We start from the raw sequence: 17,022 nt of genomic DNA, 5'->3' as shown, positions 1-17,022 counted from the left end.
TTACTGACACTCCCTGGCAAGCAGTGCTACACATTCTGTATGTTTCGTTCCCGGAAAATTATCGAACGGCTTTACTGATACGATCCTGTAGCCGTAATACTGCAGATAATAGAGATTTTCCACCAGCGTTTTCGGATTGCAGGATATATACACTATCTTATCGACACCGTAGCTTATGATCTTGTCCAGTGCATCAGAGGATATACCTGCACGCGGAGGGTCCACGACTATCACATCAGGTTTGTCTTCCACCGTCTTCAGCACCTCAAAGACGTCGCCTGCAATGAATTCACAGTTTTCAAGACCGTTGAGCGCAGCATTTGCTTCTGCAGCCTTTACAGCCTCTTCGACGAGCTCTATGCCTATGACCTTGCCCGCTTTTTTTGCGAGAGTCTGCGTTATCGTGCCTGTTCCGCAGTACAGGTCGAATACCGTTTTGTTTTCAAAGTCATCGATCAGACTGATTGCATATGAATACAGATTCTCGACTGCCGCCACATTCGTCTGGAAAAATGAAAACGCACTGACTTTAAAATCAAGTCCGAGTATTTTTTCCATATAATAATCGCGCCCGTAGAGCACCCGCAGCTCATCACAGTATACTGCATCAGCAAGCCTGTCGTTTATCGTTCTCAATATACCGACGATCGTGTTTTCCAGCGGAAGGGCCAGGATCATCTCCCTGAAAGCGTCCTCATCAAATCCTTCTTCTGAACTCGTCACGACATTTACTATCAGTTCTCCGGTCCTGACTCCGCGCCTGATTATGAGATGTCTCATCAGGCCTTTATGCGATTTTTTATGATAATGCGAATATCCTCTGGATGATGCGAAATCAAGCACGCCTCTCAGTATCACGTTAAAGTCGTCGTGCACCAGCTGACACTGATCCACAGTGACGATCGACATGAAATGCTTTTTCTTGTGCATGCCCAGAGTCATAGGACCGCCTTTTTCCATATCGCCGAAAGTGTACTCCATCTTGTTCCTGTATCCGTATCTGTCAGGCGCTGGCTCGATGTCGAGAAGTTCTCCGTACCGGATATCTTTTTTTTCGATGAGCCCTCTGACTTCACCGGCTTTGTTGCTTAGCTGCTCCTCATACGGAACGCCCTGATATACACATCCGCCGCAGACATTGCTGTCTCTGCAAATTTCCATATTGTATAAAACCTTCCTTGTATTTCGTTTTGATACTGCTTTTTGCAGCTAGAATCTTCCGTAGCTGTCGTAAAATTCTTTTTTGTATTCGAGGAACCTGTCTTCCTCGATCGATTTTCTTATGTTTTTCATGGTATTCACGAGAAAATGCAGGTTGTGGTTCGTCATCAGCATGGATGAAAGTATCTCATCAGCCTTGAAAAGATGACGCAGGTAGGCTTTCGAATAATTCCTGCACGTATAGCAGTCGCAGTTAGGATCCAGCGGTGTGAAGTCTCTTTCATGCTTGGCGTTCTTTATGTTCACACGACCCTGTGACGTCATCGCCATACCGTGCCTTGCGATCCTCGTAGGCAGTACGCAGTCAAACATATCTATCCCGCGCTCCACACCTTCAAAAAGGCAGTCAGGACTCCCTACCCCCATCAGATATCTCGCCTTTTCCTTAGGCAGATAGTCTACGCAGTCGTCCATGATGTCATACATTATCTCTTTCGGCTCTCCGACGCTGAGTCCTCCTATCGCATACCCCGGAAGATCGAGATCTACGATCTGCTCGGCACTTTCTCTTCTGAGATCCTTGTACATACCGCCCTGCATTATGCCAAAAAGTGACTGCCGCTCAGTGTTTTTATGATATTCCTTGCATCTTTTCAGCCATCTTGTCGTTCTTTCCAGCGAATCCTTTACATATTTGCGGTCTGCCGGATACGGTGCGCACTCGTCAAAAGCCATTATTATGTCCGATCCCAGTGCATTCTGTATCTCCATAGATTTTTCAGGCGAAAGCATGTGCTTAGAACCGTCTATATGAGAACGGAACTCCACACCTTCTTCTCTTATCTTCCTCATCGCACCCAGACTGAACACCTGGAAACCGCCGCTGTCAGTAAGTATCGGCTTGTCCCAGTTCATGAATCTATGCAGTCCGCCTGCCGCCTTGACTACCTCATGTCCCGGTCTGAGATAGAGGTGATAGGTGTTTGAAAGTATTATTTCAGCACCCATCTCTTTTATTTCCTCCGGACGCATCGCTTTCACGGTGGCTGCAGTACCTACCGGCATGAACACCGGTGTCTCTATGACTCCGTGAGGTGTAGTCACGCGACCTCGTCTTGCTTTTGTCCTTGTATCTGTCTTTATCAGTTCATATGTAACTGCTGTCATGTTCTCTCCCTTTAGTTATGATCCTGTTTTAAAAACTCAAACTACAATATGATACCATAACGCCTACAGATACTTCAATATTTTCGAGTATTCTTCAGTAAGTTTATCCATGGAGCATCTGCAGTTCGCCGGACTTGTAGATGGCATACCCTGAGCACTGATGCCGCATACCGGTTCACACATCTTTTCATAAAGTTTCGTGGCTTTTCCACCGGTAGTGAATATCGCTCTTATATCCGCCGACTCTGTTATCAGACGCATATCATTCGCTTCCGGATTTCGTATGCTCCCGTCATCCGCGCCTTTTATGTCACATGAAGCCAGCACATCCCACAAAGCTATATTATGCCTTGTCAGAAAATCCTTTCTCTCAGGTACAGTCTGCGGAATTCTTTCTCCAAACAGCGCTGCCAGAACAGGCCAGAATCTGTTTCTCGGATGTCCGTAATAAAATCCCTGCTCTCTCGACTTTGGAGAAGGTATGCTCCCAAGTATAAGCACTTTTGAATCTTTATCATAAAATGGCCCGAATTCATGGGCCACTTTCATCACTTCACTCATTTGTCTTCCTCTGCTTTTCCCTCTTCTGCTCTCATCTGCCGCATCATCGCAGCGTATGCATTCCTTATTTGCCGGATCATAGCAGCACCTTCATCTCACCTACATCCTTTTGACTGCGATCTGCAGAGACACCATTGAGGTCACTACTCTATGAACATCGCGTCACCATAGCTGAAAAATCTGTATTTTTGTTTAACCGCCTCATCATATACCGCAAGTATCTTTTCACGGTCATACAAAGCCGATATCAGCATGAGAAGCGTCGATTTCGGCAGATGGAAATTCGTTATCAGACTCTCTATGATCTTGAACTCATATCCCGGATAAATGAATATACCGGTACTTCCCTCTCCGCTCCTGACCTGCCAGCATCCCGCTTTTCCATCTGCGGTCTGCGCATCCGCATCAAAATAGGCGGCACTTTCAACAGTTCTTGTCGATGTCGTTCCTACAGAAATTATCCTGCGACCTTCACGCTTTGCTCTGTTGATCACCTCTGCACTTTCCTCACTGATGGAATATTCCTCGAAATGCATCGTATGATCTTCTATATTCTCGCACTTAACAGGCCTGAACGTGCCTATCCCGACATGCAGAGTCACATAGACGAGCTCCACACCCTTGTCTTCCGCCTTCTTCAGCAGCTCCTCTGTAAAATGAAGACCCGCTGTAGGCGCCGCTACCGAACCTTCTTCCTTGCAGTATACAGTCTGGTATCTGTCCCTGTCTTCCGAGTCACTGCTTCGCTCTATATACGGAGGCAGCGGCATGCTGCCTATCTCTTCGAGCCGTTCCATGAAAACACCGTCGTACTCAAAATCCACTATCCTGGTTCCGTCAGTGCCGAAATCCTTTATCGTCGCCTTGAGAAGCGGTTCCTGTGAAAACACTACGATGTCCCCCGGTTTCAGCTTTCTGCCCGGTCTGACCATAGTTTCCCATGTATCGCCTTCTATCCTTTTTATGAGCAGAAATTCGACTTTTGCTCCCGTCTTTTCTTTCACTCCGTAAAGTCTCGCCGGAAGCACCTTGGAATTATTCAAAACAAGGCAGTCTCCCGCTTTAAGGTAGTCTATTATATCGTAAAAATGCCGATGTTCGATTTTTCCTGTATCTCTGTGCACGACGAGCAGTCTCGAACACTCTCTTCTGTTCGCCGGTTTCTGAGCTATCAGTTCTTCCGGCAGATAGTAATCAAAATCACTTATTTTCATTTAATTTTCCTCTGTAAATAAATATATCTGTTGCTGACTGCAGCATCCCGCAGCGCATGCGATCTGTTTTATCGCGATGACGCTGCACCATAAATCAGTCACTTATGCTGACAGTCACACGCTTTGCTCCCGTATCGCCATCAGGCTCTATACCCATATGTCTGTACGCTGCCTCTGATACGACTCTGCCTTTTGGCGTTCTGTGAAGGAACCCGATCTGTATGAGATACGGTTCGTATACATCTTCTATCGTGACTCTCTCTTCTCCGATCGATGCAGCTATCGTATCTATCCCTACAGGACCGCCCCTGAAACGCTCGATGATAGTCCTGAGTATCTCCCTGTCCAGGCTTTCCAGGCCCATCTCATCTACTCCGAGTGCGCTCAACGCTCTGTTTGTTATGTCTATGTCTATATTGCCGTCGCCTTTTACCTGTGAAAAATCGCGTACTCTTTTCAGCATCCTGTTCGCCACACGCGGAGTCCCCCTGGATCTTCTGGCCATTTCATCCATTGACTTCTCATCTGCCGAAACTCCAAGTATACTTGCCGATCTGCCTATTATCTTTTTCAGTTCGTCCGGCGTATACATTTCAAATTTGCAGCTAACCCCGAACCTGTCGCGCAGCGGCGCCGAAAGGCTCCCCGCTCTTGTCGTGGCTCCGATAAGCGTGAACTTCGCTATATCAAGCCTTATCGATCTTGCCGACGGTCCTTTTCCTATTATTATATCCAGTGCAAAATCCTCCATTGCAGAATAGAGCACTTCCTCGACCGACCTGTTCAGTCTGTGTATTTCATCGATGAACAGCACATCGTTCTCATTCAGGTTAGTAAGTATGGCCGCCAGATCTCCCGCTCTTTCGATCGCAGGTCCCGAGGTTATCCTTATATCTACATCCATTTCATTTGCTATGATGCCCGCCAGTGTAGTCTTGCCCAGTCCCGGAGGTCCGTAAAAAAGAACATGATCCAGCGGTTCATTTCTCATCTTAGCTGCTTCGATAAATATTTTAAGGTTCTCGGTAGCTTTTTTCTGTCCTATGTAATCGTCCAGCGTCTGCGGTCTTAACGTGACTTCCGTACGTTCTTCACCCTGCCCGAGCTCCGCTGCCGTTATCCTCTCTTCGTAGTCCATCTTTACTTCCTTTTAAAATAGATTCTTGAGTGCCAGTTTTATATATTCCTCTGCGGTCAGATCCTGATCTTTTACACCTGCCATAGCTGCAGACGCTTCTGCTCTCGTGTACCCCAGTGCGATAAGTGCATCGACCGCCTCGCCTCTGGCATCCTGAACACCGTGAAGCAGTTCCGGGTTCGCCGGGATCATCTCATCAGCCTTGACGCCTTCCATGCTGAATTTATCTTTAAGCTCAAGGACGATCCTTTCAGCTGTCTTCTTGCCTACACCGCTTGCTTTGGTAAGTGTTTTCGCATCTTCAAAAACAATCGCCTGCTGCAGCTGCTCCATAGTGAACGATGACAGAATGGATATCGCAGCCTTTGCACCTACACCGCTTACAGTTATGAGCTTCTTGAACGCATCGAGTTCTCCTCTGCGCATGAAGCCGTACAGACTCACGTCATCCTCGCGTACCATCATAGCAGTGTAGACCATCACCTCACTGCCTTCTGCGCTCAGATATGCATGCGAATTCGCCGGAACGAATATCTCGTATCCTACTCCGTTGACATCGACTATTATATACCCGCTGCCCTTTTCAGCCAATACTCCTCTTATGAAACCTATCATCTTATACCAAGCTCCTTCAGTCTTTTTCTGGTGTCTGCCGAATGGCCGTGACATATAGCGGCTGCCAGAGCATCCGCAGTATCGTCAGGCTTCGGTATCTCCTTGAGGTTCAATATGGTCTTTACCATTATCTGGACCTGTTTTTTATCAGCTCTTCCGTAGCCCACTAACGCCTGCTTTATCTGCAGAGGCGTATATTCCTCCACCTCGAGTCCGCCTTTCACACAGGCAAGCACCGCTACACCTCGCGCCTGTCCGACCATTATCGCGGTCTTTGCATTCGTATTGAAAAAGAGCTGCTCTATAGACGCCACGTCCGGCCTCTCTTCATCTATTATTTCTCGAAGCGAGTCATAAAGATACTCAAGTCTCTCCGTCATCGGCATTCCCGCATCCGTAGTGACTGCCCCGTATCTGCACGCGCGAAACCTGTTGCCCGTCTTTTCCACAACTCCGTACCCCAGGATCGCATATCCCGGATCTATACCTAAAATCTTCATATTTTTACCTGTTCTGCCGTTTTCACAATTCACGTCCGATGTTTTATTAAAGTATATCACATGAACATACGTTTGTCTATTGAAAAACTTATACGCTGTATGGTATAATTATAAATCATATGATGTTTGGCGGCTTTTGTGCCCATCGCTCGTGCAAAAGTCTGCCGCAGTATAATGCAATCGTTTTTTGAGAGGGGCAAACATGCGAATTTCAAGACAGAATAAAATACTCGAACTCATTGAAAAATACGAGATCGAGACACAGGATAAACTTGTCTCAATGCTTAGAGATTTCGGATACGAAGTCACTCAGGCCACTATTTCCAGAGACATCAAAGAGCTTCAGCTCGTCAAAACACTGTCCTCCACAGGCAAGTATAAATATGCACAGCCTGCACATGCAGAAGGACCTATGTCTGACAGGTTTTCAAATATTTTCCGTGAAACCGTGAAATCCACTTCACACTCAGGCAATATAGTCCTCCTCAAGACGCTCTCCGGATGTGCGAGCGCCGCAGCTGAGGCACTTGATTCCATAGGCATCCCGCACGTTATCGGATCAGTTGCCGGCGACAACACAATAATGTTTGTCACCGATGATCCTGCGAATTCACCGATGGTAGAAGAAATACTGAACAGCATGCTCAAAAAATAGCAGAGGTGACAACTATGATCAGACACCTGAAAATCAGAGATTTTGCAATCATAGAAAATGCGGATATAGATTTTCACGACGGACTGAATATCATAACCGGCGAAACAGGATCCGGAAAATCGATAGTTATAGAAGCAGTTAGCCTGGCTCTCGGAAGCCGGGCGGATACTGCTTTTGTTCGTTCGGGGAAAAAAAAGGCGATCGTGCAGATGATCGCCGAGCATGAAGGCGAAGAATACATAATAACCAGAGAAGTATCTTCTTCCGGCAAGAATATATGCAGAGTAAACGATGAGATCGTCACGCTCGCTCATCTCAGCTCCCTCTGCAAAAAACTGGCCGATATACACGGACAGTACGATCATCAGTCTCTGCTGAATCCAGAATACCATATCAGGCTTGTCGACCTTTACCATAAAGATCAGATCACGCCTGCAAAAGAAGCTGTTTCAAATGCATACGACAACTATTCACGTGTCCGTTCACAGCTGAGAGCACTCCTTGCCGACGCTGCAAAGAACAGGCGCGAACGCGATTTCATGCAGTTTGAAGCTGATGAACTGCGTGCAGCCGGTCTTGTTATCGGTGAGGATGAAGAGCTCGAAGAAAAGATCTCGATGCTGCAGAACAGCGAGAAAATATATGAAAATCTCGCCGGTGCATATCAGGCTGCTTCTGACGATGAATACGCTGCGCTTTCCACTATAAGACGGATACACGATATGGTGGCCGAGACAGCTTCCTATTCGCAGGAGCTGGACGAACTGAGCCGCCGTCTCGACGAAATATATTATGAATTCGAAGACATCTCATCTTCCATACGCGACTGCCGTGACAGTGCTGTTTTTTCACCTGAGGAACTCGACTGTGCGATAGCAAGATTGGAAGTGATAAACAAGCTCAAAGCCAAACACGGTATGTCAGTGGAAGAACTGCTGAACTATCAGCAGGAGCTCGATGAAAAGCTCGCAGGCATCGAAAACGCAGATTCCATGAAAGAAAGCCTTGAGACTGATCTTGCAAAATATAAGAAAGAGCTGCTTTCAGCGTGTGAAAAGCTTTCAGAGGTCAGAAGAGCTTCAGCTGAGATCCTTGAACAGAAAATAACGGCAGAGCTCAAAGAGCTGAACTTCAACGATGCCATATTTTCGATAGAATTCCGCAAAGCCGAAGCTTTTACATCAAACGGTGCAGATGATGTCGAATTCATGATAAGCACCAACCGAGGAGAACCGATCAAGCCTCTGAGCCGTATCGCATCCGGAGGAGAAATGTCCAGGATCATGCTGGCTTTCAAGAAGATCACAGGCGATTACGACGAGATTCCTACGATGATATTCGATGAGATCGACAGCGGCATCAGCGGTATCGCAGCCAGCGTAGTCGGTCATAAGCTGCAGGAGATCGCACAGACGCATCAGATAATATGCATCACCCACCTGCCTCAGATAGCGGCATATGGAGCGCATAACTACAAGATCTCCAAGGCATCTGACGATACTATGACATATACGACTGTCCTCCCTCTTTCTCACGAAGAAAAAGTGCATGAGATCGCGCGCCTGCTCGGAGGATCGAATATAACAGATACGACCCTCAGATCAGCAGAGGAACTGATCGAAGCGTCAAAATAGATTTGCAAAAACAGATTTAAAAAACAGCGCCTGCCGACTATTGCAACTGTCAGCAGGTGCTATATCATATTTTGATTTTTTCCAGTCCGGAGATTATATCTTCAACGGTATTCTCGGCTCTGTATCTGTGCGAGCGCACCGTGCAGTCCGCATATTTTTCGTAAAGCGGCACTCTCATTTCATACAGGCCGTCGATCGTCTGCCCTTTTTCCATGGCAACTCCCCTCGTTCTTATATTTTTCAAACGTTTTTTTATCGTTGCGAGCGATGCTTCTATATAAACGACCACGCCGTTTTCCTTAAGGTGGCGCATAGCGCTGTCATAATACACCGCACTCCCACCTGTTGCGATCACAGTGTTTTTAACATTTATAGCATTGAGGACTTCCTCTTCGATGCTTTTGAAAGTCTCTATCCCGTCAGCATTTATTATATCCTGAAGACTCTTTCCGGCTCTCTCCTGTATAAGAAGATCGGCGTCTATAAAATTCATCTTCAGAGATTTTGCGAGTATCACTCCTGTAACACTCTTGCCGCATGCCGGCATTCCTATAAGAATTATATTTTTCATTCATTTCCCCTTCTGTGCCATAACAAATACGGCTTATACGTCTTCGTCAACCTCATTATCACTGATCAGTTTCTCCACTTCATCAAGCTGATTTTCCGAAAAGACCCGGACTCCTGCTTTTCTCAGCAGTTCTGATGCAAGTCCTTCACCTTCTATAAGTTCCCCTGAAAAACTGCCGTCATATATCATGCTGCTTCCGCACGACGGACTCTTTTCTTTCATGATCGCACATACGACCCGGTGTTCCAGAGCCAGCCTGACCGCCTCCTCTGCACCTGCGGAGTACTGCCCGGTGACGTCGCGTCCATCACGCGTAACTACACTGCTTCCTCTGCGCTGCGCATCTGTACGCGGCACCGGCAGACCGCCGAAAACCTCCGGGCAGACAGGGATCAGCATTCCCTCTTCCCTCCAGCCTGAGAATCTCGGATCATTCTCTGCTTTTGATTTTCCATCGTACCTTACAGGCTCGCCGCCATAAAGGCACTGACTCACTAATATCTTTTTCATCTAAAATACCTTTTTCATTGATGTTTCGACCCACCGGCCGGTACATCGACCGCATATGCCGAAAACGCATATGTTAAAAAAATAAGAGATGGCGAACCATCTCTTAAATTCAACAGTTTAAATATGAACTATTCTTCGTCTGCTTCAGCTTCCTGTGGAGCTGCTTCGTCTTCTGCAGGCGGTTCGATAGTTTCTCTGATGCTCAGGCTGATCCTCTTTCTGTCCTTATCGATCTCGAGAATCTTAGCTGTAACTACCTGACCAACTTCCAGTTCATCATTTATATTTCCTACTCTCTTGTGAGCAACCTCTGAAATATGTACAAGTCCGTCAAGACCCGGCTCGAGCTCAACGAATGCGCCGTATTCCTTGATCTGAACTACTTTGCCTTCGATAACCTGTCCAACCTGGTAGTTTTCATCGATAACGCTCCAAGGCTCAGGCTGATTCTGCTTGAGACCTAATGAGATCTTTCCTTTTTCTGCGTTCATTGAAAGAACCTTGACGTTGATCTTCTGTCCGATGCTGAGAACTTCCTGAGGGTGCTTGAGTCTTCCCCACGAAATCTCTGAAATGTGCAGAAGTCCGTCGATTCCGCCGATATCTACGAATGCACCATAATCTGTAAATCTCATTACAGTACCTTCAACAACATCGCCGACATTCAGGTTTTCCCAAATTTCTGCAACGAGCTTGTCTTTTTCTTCGTTCAGGAACAGCTTGTGTGAGAACACAGCTCTGTTTCTTCTCTGATCTACTCTGGAAACTCTGACTTCCATAGTCTGACCAACAAACTCTTCTGCATTTTCAACGTAGTGGTCGGAAAGCTGTGAAAGCGGAATAAATCCTGATACTTCTTTGTATTCAGCAATAACTCCACCGTTTACCGGTCTTGTTACTTTGACTTCAAGTACTGTTTTATCTTCAAGTGCTTTGACGATTTCATCCCAGTTAGCACTGATTTCAAGCTTTTTCTTTGAAAGTAAAATACCGCCGTCTCCGTCATCTGTTTTGATAACTTTTGCCTGGATCTCGTCATCGACTTTAAACGCGTCTGATAAAGTTTGACCTTCTTCTAAGCTCACCTCTGAGATAGGGAGAATTCCATCCTTTTTGCATCCTAAATTTACAATAACTTCTTTGTCAGTAACCTGGTGAACTTTCCCTGTGACGATCTCGCCACCTCTTGGTAATCTCAGGGACTTTTCGATTTCGTCCATAAGATCGTTCATGTTTAATTCATTGTTTTCAAGTGTAACATCACTCATTCTGGCAATAACCTCCTTAATAGTGCATTCGGGTGTCGAAGCGCCCGCCGCTATTCCTATTCTATTACATTTTTGCACTTCTTTCAACGGTAAATCTTCAATATTTTCAACAAAAAAGGTATTTGCGCAGAACTTTTTAGAAATTTCACATAATTTCTTAGTATTCGAACTTTTCCGACCGCCGATGACGATCATCAGGTCAGACTCACGTGCCAGCTTCTCGCATGCCTGCTGTCGCTTCGTCGTAGCGCTGCATATCGTATTATTTACAGTGAAATCCCTGCCGGCTGCGGAAAGCGCATCTGTGACACTGTTCAGCATCTCCTCTTTTATAGTCGTCTGTGTAACTACGAACAGGTCATCTGCCTCTATCGCAGCTGCTTCATCATATGAGCTGACTACCACTGCAGGATTTCTGCACCATCCGAAGATACCCATCACTTCCGGATGATTCCTGTCCCCCACTATCACGACCTGTTTCTCAGTGTCGTGCACCAGATTGTGTATCTTCGCAACGAAAGGACAGGTCGCGTCTATCAGCTTTATTTTTTTTGCGGCTGCTTCATCATAAAAAGCCTTGCCTTCTCCGTGAGACCTTATTATCACGATATCGCCTTCACTGACCTCATCCAGAGACTCCGCTATTTTTATTCCTTTCTTCTCAAGATCGTCCGTCACACGTTCATTATGTATCAGCGGACCCATGGAAAAAATATTTCCTTCGTTTTCCTCCGCCGCCTTTTCCGCTTTTTCTATCGCCTGTCTGACGCCGAAGCAGAACCCCGCATTCTCAGCCCTTACTATTTTTTTCATCTATTTTCTCCAGCTCCTCAAGATATTTTTTGAATGCACCTTCACTGCCGTTCATCGTAGGGATGTAGTACTTTACACCTTCCCTGTAAAGGTTGTCCGGCAGATACTGCTGCGTCACATATCCTCCGTACGCATGCGGATACTTGTAATCGAGACCTCTGCCGAGTTTCTCCGCACCGCCGTAATGAGAATCCATCAGGTGTGCCGGCACATCATCGATCTTCCTGCTTCTGAGATCTGCGATCGCTCTGTTCAGTGCTTCGTTAGATGCATTCGATTTCGGACATGATGCCAGCAGGACCACTGCCTGTGCAAGATTTATCTTCGCTTCCGGCAGTCCTATCATCTGTGCCGCCTGGACGCATGAAGTGACTATAGATATAGCACTCGGATACGCCATCCCTATATCCTCACTGGCCATCACCATCAGACGCCTTCCTATCATCACTATATCGGCGCCGCCCTCCAGCAGCCTTGCGAGATAATGGACCGCCGCATGCGGATCGCTGCCTCTCACGGATTTCTGAAGTGCCGAAAGGAGATTGTACTTGTCTTCTTCTTTATCGTAAAAAGTGGTCTGCTGCTGCATAGCTTCACCCACTATTTTCCTGTCCAGAGTCATTCCTTCGCTGAGGTTGTCAACTATGAAACCAAGCGTATCGAGTGCTACTCTGCAGTCTCCGCCGCTCATATCTGCAAGTATGCGCAGTGCGTCCTCATCATATTTTATCTGCAGCCCGCCGAACCCTTTTTCAGTATCTTCAAGAGTTCTTTTAAGTATCCCGAGTATCTCACCTGTTTCAAGTCTTCTGAACTCATATATGTTCCTGACACGACTTATGATAGCGTTATTTACCGAAAAATACGGGTTTTCCGTCGTGCTTCCTATAAACTTTATGACCCCCTCCTCCAGAGCCTTTAGAAGCGAATCCTGCTGCAGCTTGTTCCACCGGTGGACCTCGTCCACATAAAGACATGTCGTCTCCTGCTGCAGACCGTAAAATCTAGTCGATGCATTCTCAAGTATGACCTTGAGCTCCTTTGTGCCTGTAGTAGAAGCATTTATCTCAACAAAATTGCTGTCGATCTCACTGGCTATTATCCTGGCAAGAGTCGTCTTGCCGGTGCCTGACGGACCGAAAAAGATCGCAGAATCAAAGGTCTTGTTTTTTATGGAGTTGTAAAACAGCGAGCCTTCAAACATGAAATGAGTTTGTCCCACGAAATCCTGCAGTTTCGAAGGCCGCATCCTGGTAGATAATGGTATCATATAGTCTTTCCTTTTCTCTTTATAATCCCCGGCAGGATCTTCCTGCATCCTACTTGTATACAGTCGTAACGAATGCATTGTCTGTTCCAGCCGAATCAAGCGCTTCTTTTGCTTTATCCTTGCTTTCGAATATTTCACCTATGATCTTATACATCTTGTTCTGCTCCACCACCTGAAGGCCTGAAATCCCAAGCGAAGACATCGCAGTCTCAGCCGCCGCTTTCCCGGAATAGCATCCATACTGCACTGCATATCCTGCGACTTCGGTTTCCTTTACATCAGCTTCATCTTCCACAACTCCTGATGATGCCTTGCTTTTACTTTCTTTCCCGGATCCCGCCTTGTCTGATGCTGCAGATCCGTCCTGCTTCTGAGTGCTCTGATCCGATACATCTGATCCTGCCGCGATCTGCGGCACATAATTCACTACCGGATCCACGACATATTTAGCTGTGGCATATCCGCATCCGACCGAAAGACACAATATCAGTATCACCGGAATAAAATTCGGCTTCGCACCGTGCCTCTGGGCCCCTCTGTAACCTCTTCTGGGCTGCCTTCTTCTTTGCATCACTTTTTCCTCTCTTCCTGTAGTATATTAAATACTATTAATCAGGCGAGAGCTTTATTACACTTTGCAGACAAGATGTACGATAAATATATTTTACATTATACTACATTTTTTATCAAAAGAAAAACCTCTGCACCGTGAACTGCTTTCACACGTGCAGAGTGACCATATATCCATGCCTCACCACATATATCACGAAGCCCTGTCATCACCGTGCATCTCCATATAGAGCTGTCTTTTCAGCATTCCTGCCTTATTTATCATCTCGCGCAGAGAGTAATTATGATAATAGATATATTTCGCTGCTTCGATCAGATACTTTTCCTTCTCATCGCGAAGCTCGGCTTTAAGCTGTCCTATGAAGCTCACCATGTTTTTTCTCAGGTTTATATTTTCTTCTCTCAGCGGAATGTATGCGATCTTTATCTGACCCGTGTCTTTATTGTAAAAAACAGTGTCGCTCGTCACCGTCACTTTCGCCGGGTCTATGTAATATTCTACTGCACTTTTCAGTATTATCAGCACATTTTCCAGTATATAAAGTGCATCTTCCGTACGCTCTATGCGATAGCTGCTGAGCGGGGCAAATCCGCTGCAGTTGTAGCTGCCGTATTCCCTGCCGTTTTCACTGACGAACCCCATCGGTATGAACAGATTGCATTCACCCGACGTGAGCATCACCTTCTCGAAATCCTGCATCGCGTTTTCCTCTAGCCTCACTCTGAAATTCTTATTTTCCCACATTGCTGTTCCTTCTTTCTCTACCGTTATATATCTCAACATACCATTATGCCGACACACACTCATCACACTTGCGGCATTTCATATCAACTCATATCAGTTGCCGCCGCATTTGCTGCATGGACTGTATCCCTTTTTCTCGGCCTCTGCCTTATCTATGACTGCGCTTCTGCGCCTGATCGTCCTGCACGTCCCGTCGTGATACGAACTGCCGCTGTTTTCAAAGCAGAATACGACACTTCCGTTTGCAATCTTCCCCGATCTGCACGTCCTGCATGCGCTGTATCGCTTCTTCACACTTTCCGTAAGTATCACAGGATGCACCGATGCCTTTACATATGTGCAGTTTTCCTTATGATATCTCCTGCCTGAATGAGGAAAATACCATACCGGTTGTTTAGCCGCATCGGTTTCAAGTCCTGATACTCCCATCGGATCTCCACGACATTCTCTGCCCACGAACCCTCTGAATTTTATCCTGCAGTCAAGCGCAAAATCTTTCCGGAATCCCAGTGGAAATGAGATCTCCTGCCCTGCCCTGATCCTGTAGGAAATCAGCTTGTCGCCTTGAAGATCCGAATAAAATATCCTGACATTCCTTATCTCAAGATCATCCAGCTTCGGATTGTCCTCAAGTATCCTGTTTCTGACTTTTTCCGCTGTCATGTACGGCTCGACACCGTTGCACGATCTCGCAGCTATGACTGCACTTTCATCGACAGCGCCGTGGATGCAGTTTTCCCATGTGCCCTCTATCCTGATGAAATACCCCAGCGACAACACTGCGAGGATCACGAACGGAAGGAAGATCGCCGCTTCAAGCGTGTAAAACCCTTTAGTACTTTTTTTCATAACTGTAATCAACACCGTTCACCTTCACATCTATACTTATACCTGTAAAGCATTCATTGATAAGAAAATCGCTATCGTACTTCATCCTGGTGTTTATCTGTATCAGATCCATGATCCTGCTTACTTTCACGTTTTCATCCTTGAAAAACAACAGTACCTGCAGATACTGACTGTAATCATAGCCTTTCTCAATATCCGGTCTGAATATCCCCTGTGTTATCCCGTCTACCGCACTGTCAAGATCCACAGCCCATGTGCTTTCATCTTTTGTCACCGGTACTTTGCCGCTCTGCCACAGCAGCTTCACATCATTGTCGGACTCCGCATACGCCCATGTCGACGCGAGCAGTGCCTGAGTCGCAGGCGCCGCGGCACCCGGCGTGAGTATCTCTGCCATAGCGAGCGTTTCTGCCTTTTTGGCAGGATCGCTGTATATATGAGCAAGATTGAGCGGGAACCTCATAGCCTTGAGCGCCATCTCCACGCGTTTTTCATTTTTCCGGTCAGTCAGCTCACCTCCCAGTATGTACTCCGCTTCACTGTTGAAAAAATGCTCTTCCTTCGCTTTATATGTCCTGCTGTTGAAATGAGTCAGTATATACCTGTTCAGCAGATATGTATCCGTTCCCTTTTCAAACGCCTTGTCTATCTCCTTTATATCCGATGCCAAAGACTCGGCAAGCGCCGTCAGGCTCTTGTCCGGAAGCGATGCGGAAGGCAGCGATACAGCTGTGGGACCGTGTCTCAGGCTCCTGCTTTCTGTAATGCTTTCATCCTCGTCCCGCTCTGTACCGCCTTTCCACATACCGAACCCGTCTTCAGCAACTGCCAGTTCCATATATTCCAAAATCTGCTCCTTTACAGGATCGATATTGGATGTCGAAAATCTGCTGCCTGATACTTCTGCAGCTTCTATGTCAACGTCTTTCATATTTTTAAACGAATACTCCAGATATCTGCGCAGCTTCTTACTCAATGCAGCATCATCCCCTTTTAGCAGAAAAATGCCATACTCTTTCTGGATATCGCGGTCGTATTCAGACATAACGGAATCTCCTGCAAGGTTTATGATTCCGTCTGCTCTGCTTTTGACACACTCTGCCCTTGCTCCATATATAAGCGCCAGCGTCACTGCTATCAGCGCTGCAAGCACCACCATCAGAAAGACCGCACTGCTGCCTCTTTTATTATTCTTCATTCCCAATACCCTTTATCAGATCATAGTAGCGTACATATCGCGCCCCGTCGGTTCCTGAACATTTTCCCTCCACGACGAATATCCCCCTTTTTTCCAAAACGCCGCGGTACTTCATTATCAGGTATTTTCTGCCGCTTGCTTCGCTTCCTGATACTGTTTTCTCGGTGTATATCTCCGCATCAGTATCTGCGCTCCTCTCACTATCGCCTGCATACACCGTGCTCCCGGCCGCCAGTCCGGCTTCACACCTCATGGCTACGTGGAGCCGGCTGCGTTCCGTCATCTGACTGTAGAAAAACATCACTATCAGGACGATGGTTATCAGCACGAAAATGATCACGGGGAGCACTACTGCCGCTTCCATTATGTAACTGCCCTTTCTGCTGCGGAGCTTTGCCTTATCTGTCATGCCCTCTGCCGCATCAGTTGAAATCACTGAGTCCTTCGAAAGTCTTATTGACAAAATCCGTTATCTCCGTCTTGAATATCAGACCCAGTGCCACCGCGATGGCAACTAAAATCGCGACCTGTACAAGCTCCATCCCCTTTTTGCTTCTCAATCTTATCGTTTTCGTTCTCATAT

At 46.6% G+C, this 17,022-nt stretch carries 19 protein-coding genes; 2 read left to right on the top strand and 17 right to left on the bottom strand.

What is annotated here, in order from left to right; genetic code table 11:
- The 7 genes from rlmD to ruvC form a co-directional block, all read right to left on the bottom strand.
- Positions 1 to 1,161, bottom strand: coding sequence for a 23S rRNA (uracil(1939)-C(5))-methyltransferase RlmD (rlmD, locus tag OCV59_RS06225; protein WP_147593631.1), 1,161 nt, complete (start codon positions 1,159 to 1,161; stop codon positions 1 to 3).
- A 48-nt stretch (positions 1,162 to 1,209) separates the two neighbouring features.
- A complete protein-coding gene (gene tgt / locus OCV59_RS06220; protein ID WP_147593630.1) occupies positions 1,210 to 2,328 on the bottom strand; it encodes a tRNA guanosine(34) transglycosylase Tgt in 1,119 nt (372 codons plus the stop codon).
- 63 nt (positions 2,329 to 2,391) lie between these two features.
- On the bottom strand, positions 2,392 to 2,889 hold the full coding sequence (locus OCV59_RS06215; protein WP_262584164.1) for a DNA-deoxyinosine glycosylase: 498 nt from the start codon (positions 2,887 to 2,889) through the stop codon (positions 2,392 to 2,394).
- Between the two features lie 143 nt (positions 2,890 to 3,032).
- Positions 3,033 to 4,103 (bottom strand): tRNA preQ1(34) S-adenosylmethionine ribosyltransferase-isomerase QueA, encoded by a 1,071-nt coding sequence (gene queA / locus OCV59_RS06210; RefSeq protein WP_147593629.1) that lies wholly within the window; start codon positions 4,101 to 4,103, stop codon positions 3,033 to 3,035.
- Between the two features lie 94 nt (positions 4,104 to 4,197).
- Complete coding sequence (ruvB, locus tag OCV59_RS06205) at positions 4,198 to 5,241, bottom strand: Holliday junction branch migration DNA helicase RuvB (protein ID WP_147593628.1); 1,044 nt, start codon at positions 5,239 to 5,241, stop codon at positions 4,198 to 4,200.
- A gap of 12 nt (positions 5,242 to 5,253) precedes the next feature.
- The gene (gene ruvA, locus OCV59_RS06200) at positions 5,254 to 5,856 is read right to left on the bottom strand and encodes a Holliday junction branch migration protein RuvA (protein WP_262584163.1); all 603 of its coding nucleotides are present in this window, start codon (positions 5,854 to 5,856) and stop codon (positions 5,254 to 5,256) included.
- Positions 5,853 to 6,356 carry a crossover junction endodeoxyribonuclease RuvC gene (gene ruvC, locus OCV59_RS06195; protein ID WP_147593626.1) on the bottom strand — a complete coding sequence of 168 codons (504 nt, stop codon included), beginning with the start codon at positions 6,354 to 6,356 and terminating at the stop codon, positions 5,853 to 5,855. The genes ruvA and ruvC overlap by 4 nt, the downstream gene beginning before the upstream one ends.
- A gap of 202 nt (positions 6,357 to 6,558) precedes the next feature.
- Between ruvC and OCV59_RS06190 the strand changes: the two genes are divergently transcribed.
- Together OCV59_RS06190 and recN are read left to right on the top strand one after the other, a co-directional pair.
- Positions 6,559 to 7,011, top strand: a complete 453-nt coding sequence (locus OCV59_RS06190) for an arginine repressor (RefSeq protein WP_147593625.1) — start codon at positions 6,559 to 6,561, stop codon at positions 7,009 to 7,011.
- A 14-nt stretch (positions 7,012 to 7,025) separates the two neighbouring features.
- Complete coding sequence (gene recN, locus OCV59_RS06185) at positions 7,026 to 8,645, top strand: DNA repair protein RecN (protein ID WP_147593624.1); 1,620 nt, start codon at positions 7,026 to 7,028, stop codon at positions 8,643 to 8,645.
- Positions 8,646 to 8,709: 64 nt separating this feature from the next.
- On the opposite strand, the gene OCV59_RS06180 is transcribed toward recN, so the two are convergent.
- The 10 genes from OCV59_RS06180 to OCV59_RS06135 form a co-directional block, all read right to left on the bottom strand.
- Positions 8,710 to 9,216 carry a shikimate kinase gene (locus OCV59_RS06180; protein WP_147593623.1) on the bottom strand — a complete coding sequence of 169 codons (507 nt, stop codon included), beginning with the start codon at positions 9,214 to 9,216 and terminating at the stop codon, positions 8,710 to 8,712.
- Positions 9,217 to 9,249: 33 nt separating this feature from the next.
- Positions 9,250 to 9,726, bottom strand: coding sequence for a DUF523 domain-containing protein (locus tag OCV59_RS06175; RefSeq protein WP_147593622.1), 477 nt, complete (start codon positions 9,724 to 9,726; stop codon positions 9,250 to 9,252).
- A gap of 128 nt (positions 9,727 to 9,854) precedes the next feature.
- Complete coding sequence (locus tag OCV59_RS06170; protein WP_147593621.1) at positions 9,855 to 11,807, bottom strand: bifunctional 4-hydroxy-3-methylbut-2-enyl diphosphate reductase/30S ribosomal protein S1; 1,953 nt, start codon at positions 11,805 to 11,807, stop codon at positions 9,855 to 9,857.
- A complete protein-coding gene (locus OCV59_RS06165) occupies positions 11,785 to 13,077 on the bottom strand; it encodes a replication-associated recombination protein A (RefSeq protein ID WP_147593620.1) in 1,293 nt (430 codons plus the stop codon). The genes OCV59_RS06170 and OCV59_RS06165 overlap by 23 nt, the downstream gene beginning before the upstream one ends.
- Positions 13,078 to 13,126: 49 nt before the next feature.
- Positions 13,127 to 13,648 carry a hypothetical protein gene (locus tag OCV59_RS06160; protein WP_147593619.1) on the bottom strand — a complete coding sequence of 174 codons (522 nt, stop codon included), beginning with the start codon at positions 13,646 to 13,648 and terminating at the stop codon, positions 13,127 to 13,129.
- Positions 13,649 to 13,840: 192 nt separating this feature from the next.
- Positions 13,841 to 14,392 (bottom strand): DUF6382 domain-containing protein, encoded by a 552-nt coding sequence (locus tag OCV59_RS06155; RefSeq protein WP_147593618.1) that lies wholly within the window; start codon positions 14,390 to 14,392, stop codon positions 13,841 to 13,843.
- A 93-nt stretch (positions 14,393 to 14,485) separates the two neighbouring features.
- A complete protein-coding gene (locus OCV59_RS06150) occupies positions 14,486 to 15,241 on the bottom strand; it encodes a hypothetical protein (protein WP_147593617.1) in 756 nt (251 codons plus the stop codon).
- The gene (locus OCV59_RS06145) at positions 15,225 to 16,439 is read right to left on the bottom strand and encodes a DUF5702 domain-containing protein (protein ID WP_147593616.1); all 1,215 of its coding nucleotides are present in this window, start codon (positions 16,437 to 16,439) and stop codon (positions 15,225 to 15,227) included. The genes OCV59_RS06150 and OCV59_RS06145 overlap by 17 nt, the downstream gene beginning before the upstream one ends.
- A complete protein-coding gene (locus OCV59_RS06140) occupies positions 16,429 to 16,902 on the bottom strand; it encodes a TadE/TadG family type IV pilus assembly protein (RefSeq protein WP_147593615.1) in 474 nt (157 codons plus the stop codon). Before OCV59_RS06140 ends, OCV59_RS06145 begins: the two co-directional genes overlap by 11 nt.
- A complete protein-coding gene (locus tag OCV59_RS06135; protein ID WP_147593614.1) occupies positions 16,862 to 17,020 on the bottom strand; it encodes a Flp1 family type IVb pilin in 159 nt (52 codons plus the stop codon). Before OCV59_RS06135 ends, OCV59_RS06140 begins: the two co-directional genes overlap by 41 nt.
- Positions 17,021 to 17,022: the final 2 nt, after the last annotated feature.

The sequence above is a fragment of the Brotomerdimonas butyrica genome (genome assembly GCF_025567305.1).
Classification (GTDB): domain Bacteria; phylum Bacillota; class Clostridia; order Peptostreptococcales; family Anaerovoracaceae; genus Lentihominibacter; species Lentihominibacter butyricus.
The sequence above is the reverse complement of the archived record's forward strand: the minus strand, read 5'-3'. Positions and strand labels throughout refer to the sequence as shown.